Here is a 16,936-nt window from a genome sequence, read left to right on the forward strand (position 1 = left end):
GATTATCGACGGTGTCCAGGCTCTCGCTGGTCTCCGTCAGAAACTCACGCAACAGGTCATCCATGAAACTGGCCTTCGCACGCAACGGAACGCGACATGACGCGCCCTTCAAACCGTGGCCAGTTTCGGTGCAAAGCGTTTAATATTAGTTGAGTAAGCGCAAATGAACGGACTCAACAAAGAGATAAGATGCATCCGGACAAATTCGGACCCATCGGCAAGGCTTGATTAACCATGGTGAATGGATTGTTGCGTCTGTCCCACGACACGAGGTCGCAGGACTGACGCGGCAGGACGTCTGCCAGATCAGGCCGCCTGCACGACCATCGCGTTGTCGTCGGCGGTGAGCGTCACCTTGAGGCCGCAGGCATCGGCGAGCAGACGGGTGTAGTAGGGCTGCACCGCGTGGGCATCGATGGTCGATTGCAATTCGCCGCCAAGCAGATTGACGATGTTCTGCGGCAGCCGGGCATTGAGCCCGGTGGCAGCGACGCGGAAGCTCATGGACTCGCCGTCGCCGATCGGGTCGACGGTCAGCATGCCGCCGCGCGGGATCGTCTGCTGCGCCACCACCATCATGTTGAGCAGCAGCTTGACCCGGTTCTTGGGCAACAGCAGCCGCGGCAGATTCCAGGTGATCGAGGTCTTGGCGTCCTCGATGTGGCCGCGCGCCATGGTCTGGGCGTCGCCGAGATCGATCTGCGCGCCCGCAGAGCCGGCCGCACCAAAGGCGAGGCGGCAGAACTGCAGCCGCGCCGACGCCGTCTTGGCGCTCTTGCGGATCAGCTCCAGCGCGAAGTCGCGATCCTCCGGCTTCGGATTGTCGTCGAGCACCTCGAGCCCATTGACGATCGCGCCGACCGGACTAATCAGGTCGTGGCAGACCTTCGAGCAGAGCAGAGCGGCAAGTTCGAGCGTATCGGGAGCGGGAATCGGATTGGCGATCTCGGGAGAGGACGTGCCGGACATTCGATGTTCCTGAAATCCGCGAACCTGGGCGAATCATGCTTGCGTTAACGCTTGATACACTGCGAAAGCATGGACCGCCACCGGACTGAGGGCGCGACACGGGAAAGTACGTAGCGGTTTTCCCGGCGGCCGCAGCTCAATGAACGTGCGAACGGCTGTACCCGGATGCGCCGGCGCCAGAACAAGGATACGATGATGCAAGCTGCGTACGGAACGGCCGGAAGGAGCACCGCGCAATGACGACGGCACCGACTGCAGGAACCGTCGAGGTCGAGGCCGCCGCCGCGCTGATGACGCCCCTGACGGAGCTCGTCGTCGAGGCGGCCCACGCGATCCTCGCCGTCAACCGCCGCGCCATGGCTGTCACCGACAAATCCGACGGCTCGCCGGTCACCGAGGCCGATCTTGCCGCCGACAGGGTCATTGCCGAAGGGCTGGCACGGCTGGCGCCCGCGATTCCCGCGCTGTCGGAGGAGCGGGTCGGGGCGAGCGCAGGACCGTTCAATGGCAGCTTCTTCCTGATCGATCCGCTCGACGGCACCAAGGAGTTCGTCGCCGGGCGCGGCGAGTTCACGGTCAATCTGGCGCTGGTCACCGGCGGCAGCCCGCTGCTCGGCATCGTCTGCGCGCCGGCCATCGGCCAGATCTGGCGCGGTCTGGTCGGCCGTGGCGCCGAGCGGCTGTCGTTCACGGAGGCGGGTTTGGCGGCCGCCGAGCCGATCCGCACCCGGCCGATGCCGCCGCAGGGCGCGGCATGGGTCGCCGCAGTCAGCCGGTCGCATGGCGATGCCCGCACCGAAGCCTTCATTGCGGCCCGTCCAGGCGCGGTGCGCCTGCCGCTCGGCTCGGCCGTGAAGTTCGGCCGGCTCGCCGAAGGTCTGGCCGACATCTATCCGCGGCTCGGCCCGACCTCGGAATGGGACGTGGCGGCAGGCCATGCCGTGGTCGCAGCCGCCGGCGGCACCGTCACCAGCGAGACCGGCGCGCCGTTACGCTATGGCGAGCGCCCCGACGGCTTCATCGTGCCGTCCTTCATCGCCTGGGGCGACCCGGCTGCGGTGAAGGTTTGAGACAGCCCTGCCGCCCTACTGCGGCAGATCCTCCTCCAGCGCCGGCCAGCGGGCTTCCGCCCGCGGCAGATAGCGGCTCGGGTCGGCCGCGAAGGCGTCGCGGCTTTCCTCGCGGTTGAACAGGAACAGCCGTTCCTCGACCACGACGAAGAAGCGCGGGTTGCCGGCCACCGTCACGCCGCGAGCCACATCGGTCGGGTCGTAGCCGCCGAATTGCGGGCCGTAGACCTCCGGATGGGCCAGGAAGGAGGCGCGATTGCCCTCGTTGCGAAACCGCCAGACCACCCCACCCTGGGACGCCTCGAAATCCGGCAGTCCCAGCAGGGCCTTGCCATCCACGAAATAGGAAACGGGGTCGAAGCCGTCGATCGCCAGCCCGCTGAAGCGGTCGGAGATGATGCGCTGCGTCGTGGCCGCCGGCGCGCCGACCGGCAGCAGCAGCGCAGCGAGCGCGATAGCGGCAATTACAAGGCGAAACAGCGACTTTGATCCGGTCTGGTTCGGTTGTTGCCGTTGTGCGGTCATAGTTGGTGCCGATAACATGGGAGTCGCAGGGGCATCGCCCCTCGCCCGACAATCGCCCGATGGGGTTGGCGTCAGGTTAAGGCGAGGCTCGGGCAGCCGATAGCAGGGGATTTCCATCGATGAGTTTCGCATCACGCCTTGCCGCCGCGACGTTAGCGGCCGTGCTGGCCATGACCGCGTCGGTCGCCGCGCAGCAGGCGCCCCCGCCTGCTGCGCCGCCCTACCAGGCTGCGCCGCCGTATCAGCAGCCCGCACCGCCGCCGCGGCCTGCGCCGAGCCCGGACAGCTTCAATCCGGACGAGCTCGTCAATGCCGGCCACCGCTTCTTCGGCAACGTCTCGCGCGGCCTCGCCTCGGTGATCGAGCGCGCCGTCAGCCAATGGGGCCTGCCGAACGGCTATATCCTGGGCGAGGAAGGCGCCGGTGCTTTCGTCGCCGGTCTCCGTTACGGCGAGGGCACGCTCTACACCAAGAACGCCGGCGACCTCCGCGTCTACTGGCAGGGCCCCTCGCTCGGCTTCGACTGGGGCGGCGACGGCGCCCGCACCATGACGCTGGTCTACAATCTGCCGGCCACCAGCGCGATCTATCAGCGCTTCGTCGGCATCGACGGCTCGGCCTATATCGTCGGCGGCTTCGGCATGACGGCGCTGACCGCCAACAACATCGTGCTGGTGCCGATCCGGTCCGGGATCGGCCTGCGGCTCGGCGCCAATGTCGGCTACCTCAAGTTCACCCCAAGTGCGACCTGGAACCCGTTCTGAGGTCGCCAGCTGGTACCGCTAGGACACGTTCTCCCGCGACGGATCAAGGTTAACACGGCATTGGGCTGGCGTTGAATCAGCCCGCCGTGCATTGTGATTCCGTTAATCATTTTGGACCGGGAGTTGTGCGTCATGGTCGAGCCGATCATGTATTTTGCGATCGGTTTTCTGATCGCCATGCTCTGTGCGCTGATGATCGTGCCGCTGGTGCACAATCGTGCGGTGCGGCTGACGACGCGCCGGCTCGAGGCGGCGACGCCGCTGTCGATGGCCGAGATCCAGGCCGACAAGGACCAGCTGCGCGCGGAGTTCGCGATGTCGGCGCGGCGGCTGGAGATGAGCGTCGACGCGCTCAAGAACAAGGCCACCGGCCAGCTCGCCGACCTCGGCAAGAAGACCGACGCCATCAACCGCATGAAGATCGAGCTCGGCGAGAAGAACGCTGCGATCTTCGCGCTGGAGGCGCGCGAGAAGGCGCTCAAGGACCAGCTCCGCGCCACGGAAGAGGAGTTCGCCGCCAAGACCGAGGCGCTGCGCGCCGCCGAGCAGGCGCTGAAGGAGAAGCAGGCCGAGCTGGTCCGGCTGAGCACCGAGCTCAACGACAAGGCGCTGCTGGCGGACAGCCGCCAGGTCGAGCTGGTGTCGGTCAGGACCCAGGTCGAGGAGCTGCGCAGCCGCGTGGCCGACGCCGAGAAGGAATTCTCCGCGACCCAGACGCGGCTCGCGCTGGAGCGCGACGAATCCGACACCGCGACCAAGGCGCTCAACGACGCCCGCGCGCGGGTCGAGAATCTCAGCCAGCGCGTCACCGAGCTCGACCGCCAGCTGATCGTCCAGGTCAAGGAAGCCGAGATGCTGGCGACCCGCGTCGCCGACCTCGAAGGCCGGCTGTCGACCCAGGGCAAGCTGCTTGCCGAACGTGATTTCGAGAACAACCAGTTGCGCGAGGCCAACGTGGCCGCCGACCGCGCCTTGAAGGAGCTGCGCGAGGAGCTGGCCGGCTTCGGCAGCGGCAAGTCGGCCGCATTCGAGCGGCTCAAATCCGAGAAGGCCGCCCTCGAAGAGCAATTGCAGGCCGCCCGCGACGAGCGCACCAAGCTGCAGCGCGAGATGAACGCGATCCAGCAGCAGGCCGAGAGCACCTGGGCCCAGGAGCGGATGGAGAACGCGCTCTTGCGTGAGCGCATCAACGACATCGCCGCCGAGGTTGCCAAGCTCGCGATGCAGATCGAGGGTCCGAACTCGACCATCGAAGCCATGCTGGCCGCCGAGCCGGCCCCCGCCAAGCCGGCCAACGCCAATGGCGTCGCCGCGGCTCCGGCCGCTGCAGCCGGCGCAGGCGGTCCGCAAGGCGGCACCCTGGCCGACCGCATCCGCGCGCTGCAGTCGCATGCCTCGCGAGCACGGCAGCTCGGGGCCTGAGGCCGCCGGATCGGCGCCGAGTGCGGCGGATATCCGCCCCTCGCTTCGGTATGGAGGCAGGCCCCGCGAGAGGGCCGGTTTCGGCCCCTATCGAGGACGGGCCACCGCACCCCGGCAGTTTTCCTCGCCAGCGGCGCCGCAAATCCTTGACACCCCCTGCCCGCGCTTCGTAAATCGCGGGCTCCGACGGACTGCTTCGGCAGCTGCCTCTTACGGCCCCACGGCCGGCAGCCACCAGGATCCGGGCGCATAGCTCAGCGGGAGAGCGTTCCCTTCACACGGGAGAGGTCCAAGGTTCGATCCCTTGTGCGCCCACCATTGACCTCTGAATTTGCGCGTCAGTTCCGTGTTTACTACCGTCCATCTGGGGCCCATACCGCCATCGCATGATGACGATCGGGGCACCGCCAGCGGACGCTCGGCGAGCTTGACCTTGCATTGGCCGAGTTCACATTCCGGCAGGCTGAAGCGGCCGATGTCGACCGGTAGTCCGAGCTGCTTCCCTGGCGAGAATGTCGGCGTCCTCGTCGTGAGATTGCGCGATCTCCATCAGAATCCCGGCCGCGACGTCCCGCGGCAGGCAGATATGATCGACCACCCACAGCAGCACCATGGCCGCTTCGCGCTGACAGGTCTGCGCCTTCCGCAACGGCGCGAGCTTCTGCAACGCCTGCTCGCGACGCTCCGCCCGAGCGTCGGCGACTGCATCGCGCGCGAGCGTCTCGATCTCCTCGGAAGAGCGGACCGCGCTCAGGTTGTTCGACATTCCGTTCTCCCCCCATGAAGCCCGAAGCTATTCCATTTGGACCAGAGGCCGACGTCGCAGCAACGGCCGCGGCTACGCATCGAATGTGCATCGAGGCAATTGGATCGCCGCACCCGGCCATTTTGACCTCGTTCGTCCGCGCATGGGCGCCCTGCATCCAGCACATCAGTCACAGAATGCACCTGCTACCTCCGCGGGGACGGCGCAAGGCGGCTTTTGCGGGGCGGAGCTCTCACGTTTTCCTGATTCCTGCGTCAGAACGCCGCGCTCGAATTCGCCTATGGTCCGGCGCGTTTCCAACCCTCGGAGGTTTTCCGCATGCGTAAACTGATCATCGCCACCGCCGCTCTCGCGTTCGTCTCGACGGCCGCTCTTGCCCAGTCCACGGAGAAGCCGATGACGACCACCGGCCAGTCGGCGAAGAGCGGCGACGCCATGGGCGGGGGCGACGACATGAAGATGAGCAAGACGAAGAAGAAGTCGGCGAAGAAGTCGTCCGGCGACGCCATGTCGAAGTAGGGCGTGGGCGCGCCTGTCCGCAGGCTCCACATGCGCGACGAGATCGGGCCGCTCCTCTCAGGGGCGGCCCTTGTTCATTCGTGTCGACCGCGATCGCACACCTCTTCTGCGAGATGTCTCAGCCGGCGGCGAGTCCCATCTGCTGCAATCGCCCCGCGAACCAGGCCGACAATGCCGGATCGATCCGGGCGCCGACATAGACCTCCGGCGTGATCACGCTGCGGCGGTCGAGAATCACCAGCACGCCGATCCAATAGGCGAACCACAGATGCGGATCGGTCAGCGCCATCAGCTTGTGGCGGTCATGCGCCAGCGGCTGGTGGTTGCCGGCCTTGCGGACCTCGATCGCCAGCAGATTGTCGGGCACGGCACGCTTGTGCACGACGATGTCCGGGTAGACCGATTTTCCCAGCTCATCGTCGGTCGAGACGATGGTGCCACGCGGCAGCAGCATGGCGCGGTCGCCGAGCCGATTGTAATCGCAATCGACGTCCCACCCCAGGAAGTTGCGTTCGAGATGCACCGCCAGCCGATGCGTCAAGGCGCGCTCGCCGAGATCACGGTCGAGGATGAAGCGCTCGCGCGCATAGAACTCCTGCAGCGCAGAGATCAGCCGGTTCAATTCACTGTGCATGCCGCTCAGATACAGGAGAGAAGGACACCTCACCATCAACACGCGATCGGCGTGAGTCGCCAACCCCATAAATGAGGCGATGCGCCTTCCCTCGGCCCGCGGCCCTTTTGCGGCCGCCAGCGTTGCGGATTTACATCTGCACTTCGATCAGGCGCGGACCATATTCGGCGTTCGCCTCGGCCAGCGCGGCATTGAACTCGTCGGCCGAGGTGACGGCGCGGCCGGGGACGCCCATGCCCTTCGCCATGGCGACGAAGTCGAGCGTCGGACGGTCGATCTTGAGCATGTCCTGGGCGCGCTGGCCCGGCTCGCCGGCGCCGACGCCGTCGAACTCGCCGCGCAGGATCTGGTAGATCCTGTTGGCGAACACCACCGTGACGACGTTGAGGTTCTCGCGCGCCTGGGTCCACAGCGACTGGATCGTGTACATCGCGCTGCCGTCGCCCACGAGGCACATGACCTTGCGGTCCGGGCAGGCCACCGCGGCGCCGGTCGCGACGGGGGTCGAGAAGCCGATCGAGCCGCCCATGTTCTGCAGCCAGTCATGCGGCTTGGCGGCCGCCGTCGGCGGGAAGAAGCCGCGGCCCGTGGTGATGGATTCGTCGACGATGATCGCGTTCTCCGGGATCGCATAGGCGATCGCCTGGGCGATGGTGGTGTGGTTCAACGCGCCGGTGGGCTTGATCAGCTCGGCGAGCGGCTGCGGCTTAACGTCGGCGGCCTTGGCGCCGAGATGGCCGGCGAGCGCCTCGAGGGCGGCGGCCGAGTTCTCGCCCCAGGCGGTCATGCGGTGCACCTCGGTGCCCTCGGCCTTGAGCATGCTCGGCTTGTTCGGATAGGCGAAGAAGGCGACGGGGTCGTTGGCCTCGACCAGCACGATATGCTTGTAGTTCTTCAGGATCGGCAGCGCCTGCTCGATCACGTAAGGGATGCGGTCGATCGAGAACCGTCCGGCGCCGCGCGCCATGCGCGGGTGATAGGTCTGGCCCATCACGCGGCAGCCGGTCTTGCCGGCGATCTGCTGGGCGAAGGTCAGAGCCTGCTCGGTCAATGCGCCCGCTGTCATCAGCACCAGCGTCTCGGGGCCGTGGGCGTGCAGGATCTTCGCGGCCTTCTCGACCGCGTCAGCCGAATAGCTCGGGCGCTGCGCCTCTCCCGGAACCTGGGCAATGCCGTCGACCTCGTTCCAGGCGGTGTCAGCGGGCAGGATCAGGGTGGCGATCTGCGGCGGCGCGCTCTTGGCGGCGGCGATCGCGGCGGCGCCGTCGGCAGCCACGGCCTTGGCGCTCGGCGAGGTCCGCACCCAATCGGACATCGGCCGCGCCAGGCCCTCGATGTCCGAGGTCAGCGGCGCATTGAAGCCGATGTGGTAGGTCGCGTGCTGGCCGACGATGTTGACGATGCCCGAGCGCGCCTTCTTGGCGTTGTGCAAATTGGCGAGGCCGTTGGCGAGGCCGGGGCCGAGATGGAGAAGCGTCGAGGCCGGCGTGCCCTTCATGCGGAAATAGCCGTCGGCGGCGCCGGTCACCACGCCCTCGAACAGGCCGAGCACGCAGCGCATGCCCTCGACCCGATCGAGCGCGGCGACGAAGTGCATTTCGGAGGTGCCCGGATTGGTAAAGCAGACGTCAACGCCCCCTGCGACCAGGGTCCGTACCAGGCTTTCCGCACCGTTCATCATCTTCTCCTGCTGATTCCGCGCGCTATTTGCAATGTTGGGCAGATCAATCATTGTTCGCCCGCGGCGTCAAAGGGGCTGGCCGCATTGCTGCCATCGCCACGGTGCTCATGCGCGGGCTTGGCTAACAGGATGTTGGTCCAGGACGCGCGCGATTGTCCGTGGGATTTGGGTCACGGACCGTCGCCACATACCGGCCTCACGCCGCCGTGGGTTGCGAAGTGCAACCGTTTATGGCCTGTCTGCGAACGGAATTTGATGTTTGCCAGGGGACGGAAATGAAGCGCTGTTTGGCTTTGGGAATTGCTGCGGTCGCATCGATGGCAAGCGCCGGGATGGCGCGGGCGGAAATGTTCGACACCAGGGACCTCTTCGGCGGCGGGCCGAACTTCTATCAGAGCGGTGTCAGCCCGATTCCGCGCCAGACCGTGATGTTCCAGAGCCAGTATGCGCCAGGCACCATCGTCGTGAGCACCAGCGAGCGCCGGCTCTATCTGGTCCTGCCGGGCGGCCAGGCGCTGCGCTACGGCATCGGCGTCGGCCGTGACGGGTTCCGCTGGAGCGGCGTGCACCGCATCTCCGCCAAGAAGGAATGGCCGGCCTGGACCCCGCCGTCGCAGATGCTGCGGCGCCGGCCCGACCTGCCGCGCCACATGGCCGGCGGCATCGAGAACCCGCTCGGCGCGCGCGCAATGTATCTCGGTTCAACGCTGTACCGAATCCACGGCTCGAACGAGCCCGAGACGATCGGCCAGGCGGTATCGTCGGGCTGCTTCCGCATGACCAATGACGACGTCGCCGACCTCTACGACCGCGTCTCGGTCGGCACGACCGTGATCGTCAAGAACTGAGAGCCGCACGCGACCACGACGATGAGGCAATGTCACAGCGCGCATCCTCGCCACGAGCATCCGTGCTCCTGGCGCTCCCTGCGGAGCGCGGTGGCGGCGGCGCTGGCTGCGCTTGTGACCGTGATGGTCCCGCTGCCGGCGTCGACCACCGAAATTCCGGCGATCGCCGCCCGCCAGCGCATCGAGAAGAAGAGCTTCACCGACGCCGAGATCACCGACGGCTTCTTCAAGACCGCCTTCGGCGCCGAGTATCACCTGGCGGGCCGGGTTGACCGCATCCGGAAATACAGCGCACCGGTGCGGGTGTTTGCCGACGGCCGCCGCGCCGACCGCAAGGCGCAGCTCGCCAAGGTCGTCAGCGACATCGCCGCGCGCATCCGCAACCTCGATATTGCGATGACCGACACCGACGGCGACGCCAATGTCCGCGTCAAGCTGGTGCGCGACCGCGATCTCTACCACACCATCAGCCAGGCCTATGGCAGCGAGCGCGCGCGCGAGATCAAGACCTCGCTGGATCCGCAATGCCTGTCCGGCTTCCGCAAGAACGAGGCGTTCGAGATCGAGCATTCCGACGTCATCCTCACCGTCGACAACGGCGATTTCGTCTTTCTCGACTGCGCCTATGAGGAGCTCCTGCAGTCGCTCGGGCCGATCAACGACACTTCGAGCGTGCCCTGGACCATGTTCAACGACAACGTCTCGATGGGCTATTTCGACGTCTACGACCAGTACATCCTCAATCTGCTCTACGACCCGCGCGTCAAGGCCGGCATGACGCTCGCCGAGGTCAAGGCCGTGCTGCCGGACGTGCTGACGGATGTCCGCGCCTGGGTGAAGAAGACGAACAATCTGGCGGAATAGGTGTCGGCGCTGCCATCTCACCAGCAGTGCCGTCGCTCAACCCGCGTCGAGGCAGACGCGCACCGCTCTCACCCCGTCATTGCGAGCGCAGCGAAGCAATCCAGAATCTTGCCGCCGAGGACATCTGGATTGCTTCGCTGCGCGCTGCGCTCGCAATGACGGATGAGAGAGGGTCGATCGTCCCGACCAGCCGTGCGTGAGGCGCCGGATCGCCGGCGGCTACTTGCAAATTCCCTTCAGCGCCCGCCACTCCTCCGGGCTCAGCAGCGGCGGGCCGCTCGGCGGCCGGTCCTCGGCGCGCATGCGGGCGAGACGGTCCTCGCTGAGCGGATGGCTGGCCCACAGCGACGGGCGCTTGCCGTCCTCCTTGCCGGTGATGCGAAACAGCAATTCGCCCATCGGGCGCGTCGGCCGTCCGAGCTTGTGCATCACGTCGATCGCGAAACCGTCCGCCGCCGCCTCCGCCTCGCGCGAATAGGACGCATTGATCATGGCCCGCGAGGCGAAGATCGCCGCGCCCGCGCCAGTGACGTCGCCGAACAGCAGGCCGATCAGGAACGAGCTGCCGCCATTGTGGATCAGCTGCCGCAGGTTGTCGCGGTGCTTGAGGTGGCCGAGCTCATGCGCCAGCACGCCGGCGACCTCGTCGGGGTCATTGGCCTTGTCGAGCAGCCCCCTGAACAGGAAGAATTGCCCGCCCGGCAGCGCGAAGGCGTTGGGGATCGGCGTGTCCAGCACCTGCGACGCGATGCTGTCGTCGAGGCCGGCGGGGCGGCGCAGCGCCGTGACCAGCTTGGCGAACGCGGCCTGCCCGGCCGCTTCGCTGCAGAGCTTGTCGCCGAACACGGTCTGGATCTGCACCACGGCGGCCTCGCCGAGATGCCGCTCCATGGTCGGCGGCACCAGGGGCGTCAGCCGATCGGATGCGAACGGAATCACCACCAGCACGACGGCGACGATCGAGGCGACGGCGGCCAGCGACCAGCCGACGATGCGCGCGATGGCGCCGCGGGTCATCCTGTTCTGGTCGATATGGCTGCAGCGCGCGATCAGCTCGGCCGACAACGCCGCGTCGCGGATCTCCAGCCGTGCCAGCGGCGACGCCGACAGGCAGCTCACGCGCAGCGTGCCGCTCGGGCCGTCGACGCGGCGGATGTCGGCATAGGGCCAGGAGACGAAATTGTCGGCGCTGCGCATCACGAGCTGATTGGCGAAGCCGATCGTGACCGTCTGCCGCCGGTTGGACAGGCCGTCGAAATAGACCGCAGGGCCGCCGAGCGGAGCGGCCGGCTCGACCGGCGTGGCGGCGGCCGGCGCAGCAGCGGCCACCTGCCCGGGATCAGAATCCGGCGACGTCGAGTCCATCGGCAAATCCTTCGCCGAGCGCGCTGGCCAGATCGCCCTTGGCGGCGACATTGGCCATGGCCTCGATGCCATGCACTTGAACCGACTGCAGCACGGTCGCCCACATGTCGCGCACCAGATAGAGCCGCATCACGACGTTGAGCGCCAGGATCCAGGCGATGTAGCCCAATCCGACCAGCACCAGCATCGGCACGTTGTCGGACAGCGCCTGCGCCTGAGGCAGGCCGTCACTCCCCGGCCCCAGCAATCTGAGCATCAGCGCGGCGACACCGCCGAAATAGGCGCTGGAGGCGATCGACAGCAGAAACCACCAGCCGATCACCTTCCAATACAGACCATAGAACGCATTGCCGGGCAGGTCCGATTCCAGACGCACGCCGCCGAAGCGAATGCCCGACAGCCACCAGCGCCACTCGATCGCTTTGAACTGCGCATAGACGAACGGAAACAACGGAAACAGCAGCAGCGCAAACGGCGCGATGACCCACAGATACCAGGCGCGCTTGAAGAACTCCCAGCCGCGTCCCTCGAAGTCGCCGCTGAGATCGCCATAGTGCGAATGTCGCATCTTGTAGCGCTCGAGCGCGGCGGCGCGCCACGGCCAGGCCAGCCCCAGCGTGACCACCGTCAACAAGGTCCACAGCATGGCGCGCCCGGCATAGGCCCAGCCCGAACCCGTCATCCAGAACCGGATGCCGCGCCAGACCGTGCGCGTCAGCCGGTAGCGGCGCGCGCGGAAGATGGCGAACTGGCCGAAGGCGTAGAAGGCGATCACCAGCGGCACGCTGGCGAAGCCCTGGTAGCGCTCGGCCTCGACGCCGATGAGGAAATAGGCGAGATAGATCGGGACCAGGATCGCCATCGCGAACAGGAAGCCGATCAGGAGCTCCTTGCCGCGCCCGGTATATTCTGCGGCATCACCGTCGACAGCCGTGTTGACCCAGAGATGCCGGCGGATGTCGGTCGCGAGCCAGAACCGGTAGAAGCCCAGTGTGATCAGTTCGATGGCCGCCCCGCGGCTGACCAGCCGGAAGAACTCGCCACGCGCACCTGAGAAGGTGGCGGTGAGAGGCGGAAGCGGCGGCGGCTGCTCCGGAACGTAGCTCATCTGGTTCACGGCTCAAGCCTCCGACACACGCAAAAGATCTACAATATACCTCGATTGTTCGTCGCCGGGACGACTCCGAGGTTCGACGTATTTTCTACGCAAGTCGGCCGGAAAAAAACACCGGCCTCGACGAGGATGACTAAAATATCTGCATCCGGCCGGTTGGCGAACGCATGTCCCGCATACGCCAACCGCTTGGTCGGCGCCTCAAGACGTCTTGTCGAACAATTCCCGCCCGATCAGCATGCGCCGAATCTCGCTGGTGCCGGCGCCGATCTCGTAGAGCTTGGCGTCGCGCAGCAGCCGGCCGGTCGCATAGTCGTTGATGTAGCCGTTGCCGCCGAGCAGCTGGATCGCATCGAGCGCACATTGCGTCGCCTTTTCGGCGGCGAACAGAATCGCGCCCGCCGCGTCCTCGCGCGTGGTCTCGCCGCGATCGCAGGCCTTGGCCACCGCATAGACATAGGCGCGCGCGGCGTTCATCGTCGTGTACATGTCCGCGACCTTGCCCTGCACGAGCTGGAAGGTGCCGATCGGCTGGCCGAACTGCTTGCGCTCATGCACGTAAGGCAGCACAGCGTCCATGCAGGCCTGCATGATGCCGAGCGGACCTGCGGCGAGCACCGCGCGCTCGTAGTCGAGGCCACTCATCAGCACGTTGACGCCGCGGCCGACCTGCCCCAGCACGTTCTCCTCCGGCACCTCACAATCCTCGAACACCAGCTCGCAGGTGTCCGAGCCGCGCATGCCGAGCTTGTCGAGCTTCTGCGCGGTCGAGAAACCCTTCATGCCCTTCTCGATGATGAAGGCGGTGATGCCGCGCGGGCCGCCCTGCGGATCGGTCTTGGCGTAGACCACCAGCGTTTCCGCGATCGGACCGTTGGTGATCCACATCTTGTTGCCGTTGAGGACGAAGCGGTCACCCTTTTTGTCGGCGCGCGTCTTCATCGACACCACGTCGGAGCCGGCCTGCGGCTCGGACATCGCGAGCGACCCGACATGCTCGCCCGAGATCAGCTTGGGCAGATATTTGCGCTTCTGCGCCTCGTTGCCGTTGCGGCGGATCTGGTTGACGCAGAGGTTGGAGTGGGCGCCGTAGGACAGGCCGACCGAGGCCGAGGCGCGCGAGATCTCCTCCATGGCGATGCAGTGCTCGAGATAGCCGAGACCCGCCCCGCCATATTCCTCCTCGACCGTGATGCCGTGCAGGCCGAGTTCGCCGATGCGGGGCCAGAGGTCGCGCGGAAACTGGTTGGAGCGGTCGATCTCGGCGGCGCGCGGCGCGATCTGCTCCTGCGAAAAGCTCGCCACCGTCTCGCGGATTGCGTCCGCAGTCTCGCCGAGATCGAAATTGAACATGCGCTGCGCGTTGGCGATCATGGGGCGGCCTCCTGCTAGTCTTCTGCTTTGCAACAATCGCTCAAAGCCATATTCCGTGACGTGGCGCTTGTCACGCCCGACGTCCGGACAAATACCAGCGTTGCGACGCAAGACCGGCCCGGCGGCCGCACTCCGCGCTTGCCCCGCGCTCCCGGGCAGGATGTAATCGCGCCCGACATCGCCGGACAGCCAGAATCCGACCATCAGGGAGACGTCCATGCACGGGACCACCACGACGGCCGAGGCACAGCGACACGCCGCAGCAGGCGAGCGCGTCAACGACGCGGCCGCCAGTCGCGCCGCATCGTTGCCGCTCGCCGAATTCGACCCCGGTCATCCGGAGTTGTTCCGCACCGACACGCACTGGCCCTATTTCGACCGGCTGCGTCGCGAGGATCCGGTGCACTACTGCAAGGAGTCGATGTTCGGCCCCTACTGGTCGATCACCCGATACGACGACATCATGGAGATCGAGACAAACCACGCGGTGTTCTCCTCGGCGTCCGCGCTCGGCGGCATCACCATTCGCGACGTCGATCCTGACCTGCGCCGCGAGAGCTTCATCGCGATGGATCCGCCGCGCCATGCCGCGCAGCGCAAGACCGTGGCACCGATGTTTACGCCGACACATCTCGACGAGCTCGCGATCAACATCCGCAAGCGCTCCGCCGAATGCCTGGACAATCTGCCTGTTGGCGAGGTGTTCGACTGGGTCGATCGCGTCTCGATCGAGCTGACGACGCAGATGCTGGCGGTGCTGTTCGACTTCCCCTGGGAGGACCGCCGCAAGCTGACGCGCTGGTCGGATATCGCGACCACCATCCCGGGTCCGGACGGGCTGGTCGCGACCGAGGACGAAAGGCAGGCCGAGCTGATGGACTGCGCCCGCTATTTCGCGCGGCTCTGGCAGGAGCGCGTCAACCAGCCGCCGAAGAGCGACCTGCTGTCGATGATGGCCCACAGCGAGGCGACGCGGAACATGGACCCGAAGAACTTCCTCGGCAATCTCGTGCTCCTGATCGTCGGCGGCAACGACACCACGCGCAACACCATGTCCGGCAGCATCTATGCGCTCAGCCAGAACCCGGATCAGTACCGCAAGCTCAAGGATAACCCCGCGCTGATCGACAGCTTCGTCCCCGAGGTCATCCGCTGGCAGACCCCGCTCGCCCACATGCGCCGCACCGCGCTCTCCGACACCGAGTTCCGCGGCAAGCAGATCAAGAAAGGCGACAAGGTCGTGATGTGGTATGTCTCGGGCAACCGCGACGAGGCCGCCATCGAACGCCCCTACGACTTCATCATCGACCGTGCCAGGCCGCGCCAGCATCTGTCGTTCGGCTTCGGCATCCACCGCTGCGTCGGCTTGCGATTGGCCGAATTGCAACTCAAGATCATCTGGGAGGAAATCCTGAAGCGATTCGATCATATCGACGTGATGGAGGAGCCAAAGCGGGTCTATTCGAGCTTCGTGAAGGGATATGAGACATTGCCGGTGCGGATTGCGGCTTAAGTTGTATTGAAGACGAATCGGGTCCGACACGAACGGTCCCGTAGGGTGGGCAAAGGCGGTCGCGCATCGCGCGAACGCTGTGCCCACCATCTTTCGATTGGCGCGAAACGCGGTGGGCACGCTTCGCTTTGCCCACCCTACGCGTCCTGCTCGCGACGACAGGCGAGCAGACTTATGACTTGTCTCGATTGTCGAGCGACTGTTTAGCAAAGGACGCCCCCCATGACCGCCCAGGCCGCGCTTCGCTCCGATAAGGCCGATCTGCTGCGCGACGCGCGCCTCGAGGCCTATTCCACCCCGATCGAGGACTTCCATCCTGGCGCACCACGGCTGTTCCAGAACGACACGATCTGGCCGTGGTTCGAGCGGCTGCGCAAGGAGGCGCCGGTGCACTACTGCACCAAGGCGCCAATCGAGCCCTATTGGTCGGTGACGCGCTATCACGACATCATGCATGTCGACACCAACCACGCGATCTTCTCCTCGGACGTCAGCAATGGCGGGATCATGATCCGAGACGTGCCGCCCGGATACGAATGGCCGAGCTTCATCGCGATGGATGAGCCTGTTCATGGCGAGCAGCGCAAGACGGTGTCGCCGATGTTCACGCCCAACCATCTCGACCAGATGGCGGTGCTGATCCGCGAGCGCTCGGCCAAGGTGTTGGATTCGCTGCCGCGCAACGAGACCTTCAACTGGGTCGAGAAGGTCTCGATCGAGCTGACCACGCAGATGCTGGCGACCCTGTTCGATTTCCCGTTCGAGGAACGCCGCAAGCTGACGCGCTGGTCCGACGTCTCGACCGCGCTGCCCAAAAGCGGCATCGTCTCGTCGGAGGAGGAGCGCCGCCGCGAGCTCGGCGAATGCGCCGAGACCTTCGGCCGGATGTGGAAGGCGCGCCAGGCCGAGCCTGGCCGCGACCTGATCTCGATGATGGCGCATAGCGAGGCGACGCGGCACATGACGCCGGACAATCTGATGGGCAACCTGATCCTGCTCATCGTCGGCGGCAACGACACCACGCGCAACACCATGACGGCATCGGTGCTGGCGCTGAACGAGAACCCGGCCGAGTATCAGAAGCTGCGCGACAATCCGGCGCTGATCGAGACCATGGTGCCTGAGGTGATCCGCTGGCAGACGCCGCTCGCCCACATGCGCCGCACCGCGCTGGTCGATACCGAGCTCGGCGGGAAGATGATCAAGAAGGGCGACCGCGTCGTGATGTGGTACGTCTCGGGCAACCGCGACGGGGAGGTGATCGAGAATCCGGACGCCTTCATCATCGACCGCAAGCGGCCGCGCATTCATCTCTCATTCGGCTTCGGCATCCACCGCTGCGTCGGCATGCGGCTCGCCGAGTTGCAGCTGCGCATCGTCTGGCAGGAGATCCTCAAGCGCTTCGACCGCATCGAGGTCGTGGGCGAGCCGAAGCGGGTCTACTCCAGCTTCGTCCGCGGCTATGAATCGCTGCCGGTGCGGATCCCGGGGTGAGTTGCTGTTACTCC

The 16,936-nt window shown here is 66.0% G+C and carries 16 protein-coding genes and 1 tRNA gene; 9 read left to right on the plus strand and 8 right to left on the minus strand.

Annotated elements, in window-relative coordinates; translation table 11 throughout:
* Positions 1-306: 306 nt before the first annotated feature.
* Positions 307-969, minus strand: a complete 663-nt coding sequence (gene chpT, locus QX135_RS30625) for a histidine phosphotransferase ChpT (RefSeq protein WP_316182267.1) — start codon at positions 967-969, stop codon at positions 307-309.
* Between the two features lie 236 nt (positions 970-1,205).
* Between chpT and cysQ the strand changes: the two genes are divergently transcribed.
* On the plus strand, positions 1,206-2,039 hold the full coding sequence (gene cysQ, locus QX135_RS30630; RefSeq protein ID WP_316182265.1) for a 3'(2'),5'-bisphosphate nucleotidase CysQ: 834 nt from the start codon (positions 1,206-1,208) through the stop codon (positions 2,037-2,039).
* A gap of 15 nt (positions 2,040-2,054) precedes the next feature.
* Here cysQ and QX135_RS30635 read toward each other — a convergent pair whose 3' ends face one another.
* The gene (locus QX135_RS30635) at positions 2,055-2,564 is read right to left on the minus strand and encodes a YHS domain-containing (seleno)protein (RefSeq protein ID WP_315757409.1); all 510 of its coding nucleotides are present in this window, start codon (positions 2,562-2,564) and stop codon (positions 2,055-2,057) included.
* A gap of 119 nt (positions 2,565-2,683) precedes the next feature.
* On the opposite strand from QX135_RS30635, the gene QX135_RS30640 reads away from it, so the two are divergent.
* The 3 genes from QX135_RS30640 to QX135_RS30650 all read left to right on the plus strand — a co-directional run bounded on the left by QX135_RS30640 (position 2,684) and on the right by QX135_RS30650 (position 5,068).
* The gene (locus tag QX135_RS30640) at positions 2,684-3,328 is read left to right on the plus strand and encodes a DUF1134 domain-containing protein (protein WP_315771790.1); all 645 of its coding nucleotides are present in this window, start codon (positions 2,684-2,686) and stop codon (positions 3,326-3,328) included.
* 132 nt (positions 3,329-3,460) lie between these two features.
* Positions 3,461-4,750 (plus strand): hypothetical protein, encoded by a 1,290-nt coding sequence (locus QX135_RS30645; RefSeq protein WP_315734117.1) that lies wholly within the window; start codon positions 3,461-3,463, stop codon positions 4,748-4,750.
* Positions 4,751-4,993: 243 nt separating this feature from the next.
* Positions 4,994-5,068 (plus strand) — tRNA-Val (locus QX135_RS30650).
* A 130-nt stretch (positions 5,069-5,198) separates the two neighbouring features.
* Here QX135_RS30650 and QX135_RS30655 read toward each other — a convergent pair.
* The gene (locus QX135_RS30655) at positions 5,199-5,516 is read right to left on the minus strand and encodes a hypothetical protein (RefSeq protein WP_316182263.1); all 318 of its coding nucleotides are present in this window, start codon (positions 5,514-5,516) and stop codon (positions 5,199-5,201) included.
* A gap of 318 nt (positions 5,517-5,834) precedes the next feature.
* Between QX135_RS30655 and QX135_RS30660 the strand changes: the two genes are divergently transcribed.
* Complete coding sequence (locus QX135_RS30660) at positions 5,835-6,035, plus strand: hypothetical protein (RefSeq protein WP_315775354.1); 201 nt, start codon at positions 5,835-5,837, stop codon at positions 6,033-6,035.
* A gap of 118 nt (positions 6,036-6,153) precedes the next feature.
* Here QX135_RS30660 and QX135_RS30665 read toward each other — a convergent pair whose 3' ends face one another.
* Positions 6,154-6,669, minus strand: coding sequence for a hypothetical protein (locus QX135_RS30665; RefSeq protein ID WP_315786030.1), 516 nt, complete (start codon positions 6,667-6,669; stop codon positions 6,154-6,156).
* Positions 6,670-6,799: 130 nt separating this feature from the next.
* Entirely contained in the window at positions 6,800-8,347 is a 1,548-nt protein-coding gene (locus QX135_RS30670; protein ID WP_315734237.1) for an acetolactate synthase large subunit, read from the minus strand.
* Positions 8,348-8,625: 278 nt separating this feature from the next.
* On the opposite strand from QX135_RS30670, the gene QX135_RS30675 reads away from it, so the two are divergent.
* Positions 8,626-9,198 carry a L,D-transpeptidase gene (locus QX135_RS30675; RefSeq protein ID WP_316234450.1) on the plus strand — a complete coding sequence of 191 codons (573 nt, stop codon included), beginning with the start codon at positions 8,626-8,628 and terminating at the stop codon, positions 9,196-9,198.
* 123 nt (positions 9,199-9,321) lie between these two features.
* Entirely contained in the window at positions 9,322-10,062 is a 741-nt protein-coding gene (locus QX135_RS30680; RefSeq protein WP_316234455.1) for a DUF2927 domain-containing protein, read from the plus strand.
* A 219-nt stretch (positions 10,063-10,281) separates the two neighbouring features.
* Here the strand turns inward: QX135_RS30680 and QX135_RS30685 are convergent, their stop codons facing one another.
* The 3 genes from QX135_RS30685 to QX135_RS30695 form a co-directional block, all read right to left on the minus strand.
* On the minus strand, positions 10,282-11,427 hold the full coding sequence (locus tag QX135_RS30685; protein ID WP_315759499.1) for a M48 family metallopeptidase: 1,146 nt from the start codon (positions 11,425-11,427) through the stop codon (positions 10,282-10,284).
* Positions 11,402-12,535: a DUF898 family protein gene (locus QX135_RS30690; RefSeq protein ID WP_315759502.1), complete on the minus strand. Its 1,134-nt coding sequence runs from the start codon at positions 12,533-12,535 to the stop codon at positions 11,402-11,404. Before QX135_RS30690 ends, QX135_RS30685 begins: the two co-directional genes overlap by 26 nt.
* Positions 12,536-12,742: 207 nt before the next feature.
* Complete coding sequence (locus tag QX135_RS30695; RefSeq protein ID WP_315734243.1) at positions 12,743-13,915, minus strand: isovaleryl-CoA dehydrogenase; 1,173 nt, start codon at positions 13,913-13,915, stop codon at positions 12,743-12,745.
* Positions 13,916-14,132: 217 nt separating this feature from the next.
* On the opposite strand from QX135_RS30695, the gene QX135_RS30700 reads away from it, so the two are divergent.
* Together QX135_RS30700 and QX135_RS30705 are read left to right on the plus strand one after the other, a co-directional pair.
* On the plus strand, positions 14,133-15,428 hold the full coding sequence (locus QX135_RS30700) for a cytochrome P450 (protein WP_315759498.1): 1,296 nt from the start codon (positions 14,133-14,135) through the stop codon (positions 15,426-15,428).
* 222 nt (positions 15,429-15,650) lie between these two features.
* Entirely contained in the window at positions 15,651-16,922 is a 1,272-nt protein-coding gene (locus QX135_RS30705) for a cytochrome P450 (protein ID WP_316234451.1), read from the plus strand.
* Positions 16,923-16,936: the final 14 nt, after the last annotated feature.

Source organism: Bradyrhizobium sp. SZCCHNR1098, assembly GCF_032489375.1.
Classification (GTDB): domain Bacteria; phylum Pseudomonadota; class Alphaproteobacteria; order Rhizobiales; family Xanthobacteraceae; genus Bradyrhizobium.

What these genes read in the sequence shown, in the direction of transcription:
- QX135_RS30685 (WP_315759499.1), bottom strand. Translation starts at nt 11,427, where the DNA reads ATGGACTCGACGTCGCCGGATTCTGATCCCGGGCAGGTGGCCGCTGCT.
- QX135_RS30705 (WP_316234451.1), top strand. Translation starts at nt 15,651, where the DNA reads ATGACCGCCCAGGCCGCGCTTCGCTCCGATAAGGCCGATCTGCTGCGC.
- QX135_RS30635 (WP_315757409.1), bottom strand. Translation starts at nt 2,564, where the DNA reads ATGACCGCACAACGGCAACAACCGAACCAGACCGGATCAAAGTCGCTG.
- cysQ (WP_316182265.1), top strand. Translation starts at nt 1,206, where the DNA reads ATGACGACGGCACCGACTGCAGGAACCGTCGAGGTCGAGGCCGCCGCC.
- QX135_RS30690 (WP_315759502.1), bottom strand. Translation starts at nt 12,535, where the DNA reads ATGAGCTACGTTCCGGAGCAGCCGCCGCCGCTTCCGCCTCTCACCGCC.
- QX135_RS30645 (WP_315734117.1), top strand. Translation starts at nt 3,461, where the DNA reads ATGGTCGAGCCGATCATGTATTTTGCGATCGGTTTTCTGATCGCCATG.
- QX135_RS30700 (WP_315759498.1), top strand. Translation starts at nt 14,133, where the DNA reads ATGCACGGGACCACCACGACGGCCGAGGCACAGCGACACGCCGCAGCA.
- QX135_RS30695 (WP_315734243.1), bottom strand. Translation starts at nt 13,915, where the DNA reads ATGATCGCCAACGCGCAGCGCATGTTCAATTTCGATCTCGGCGAGACT.
- QX135_RS30640 (WP_315771790.1), top strand. Translation starts at nt 2,684, where the DNA reads ATGAGTTTCGCATCACGCCTTGCCGCCGCGACGTTAGCGGCCGTGCTG.
- QX135_RS30660 (WP_315775354.1), top strand. Translation starts at nt 5,835, where the DNA reads ATGCGTAAACTGATCATCGCCACCGCCGCTCTCGCGTTCGTCTCGACG.
- QX135_RS30655 (WP_316182263.1), bottom strand. Translation starts at nt 5,516, where the DNA reads ATGTCGAACAACCTGAGCGCGGTCCGCTCTTCCGAGGAGATCGAGACG.
- QX135_RS30680 (WP_316234455.1), top strand. Translation starts at nt 9,322, where the DNA reads ATGGTCCCGCTGCCGGCGTCGACCACCGAAATTCCGGCGATCGCCGCC.
- chpT (WP_316182267.1), bottom strand. Translation starts at nt 969, where the DNA reads ATGTCCGGCACGTCCTCTCCCGAGATCGCCAATCCGATTCCCGCTCCC.
- QX135_RS30670 (WP_315734237.1), bottom strand. Translation starts at nt 8,347, where the DNA reads ATGAACGGTGCGGAAAGCCTGGTACGGACCCTGGTCGCAGGGGGCGTT.
- QX135_RS30665 (WP_315786030.1), bottom strand. Translation starts at nt 6,669, where the DNA reads ATGCACAGTGAATTGAACCGGCTGATCTCTGCGCTGCAGGAGTTCTAT.
- QX135_RS30675 (WP_316234450.1), top strand. Translation starts at nt 8,626, where the DNA reads ATGAAGCGCTGTTTGGCTTTGGGAATTGCTGCGGTCGCATCGATGGCA.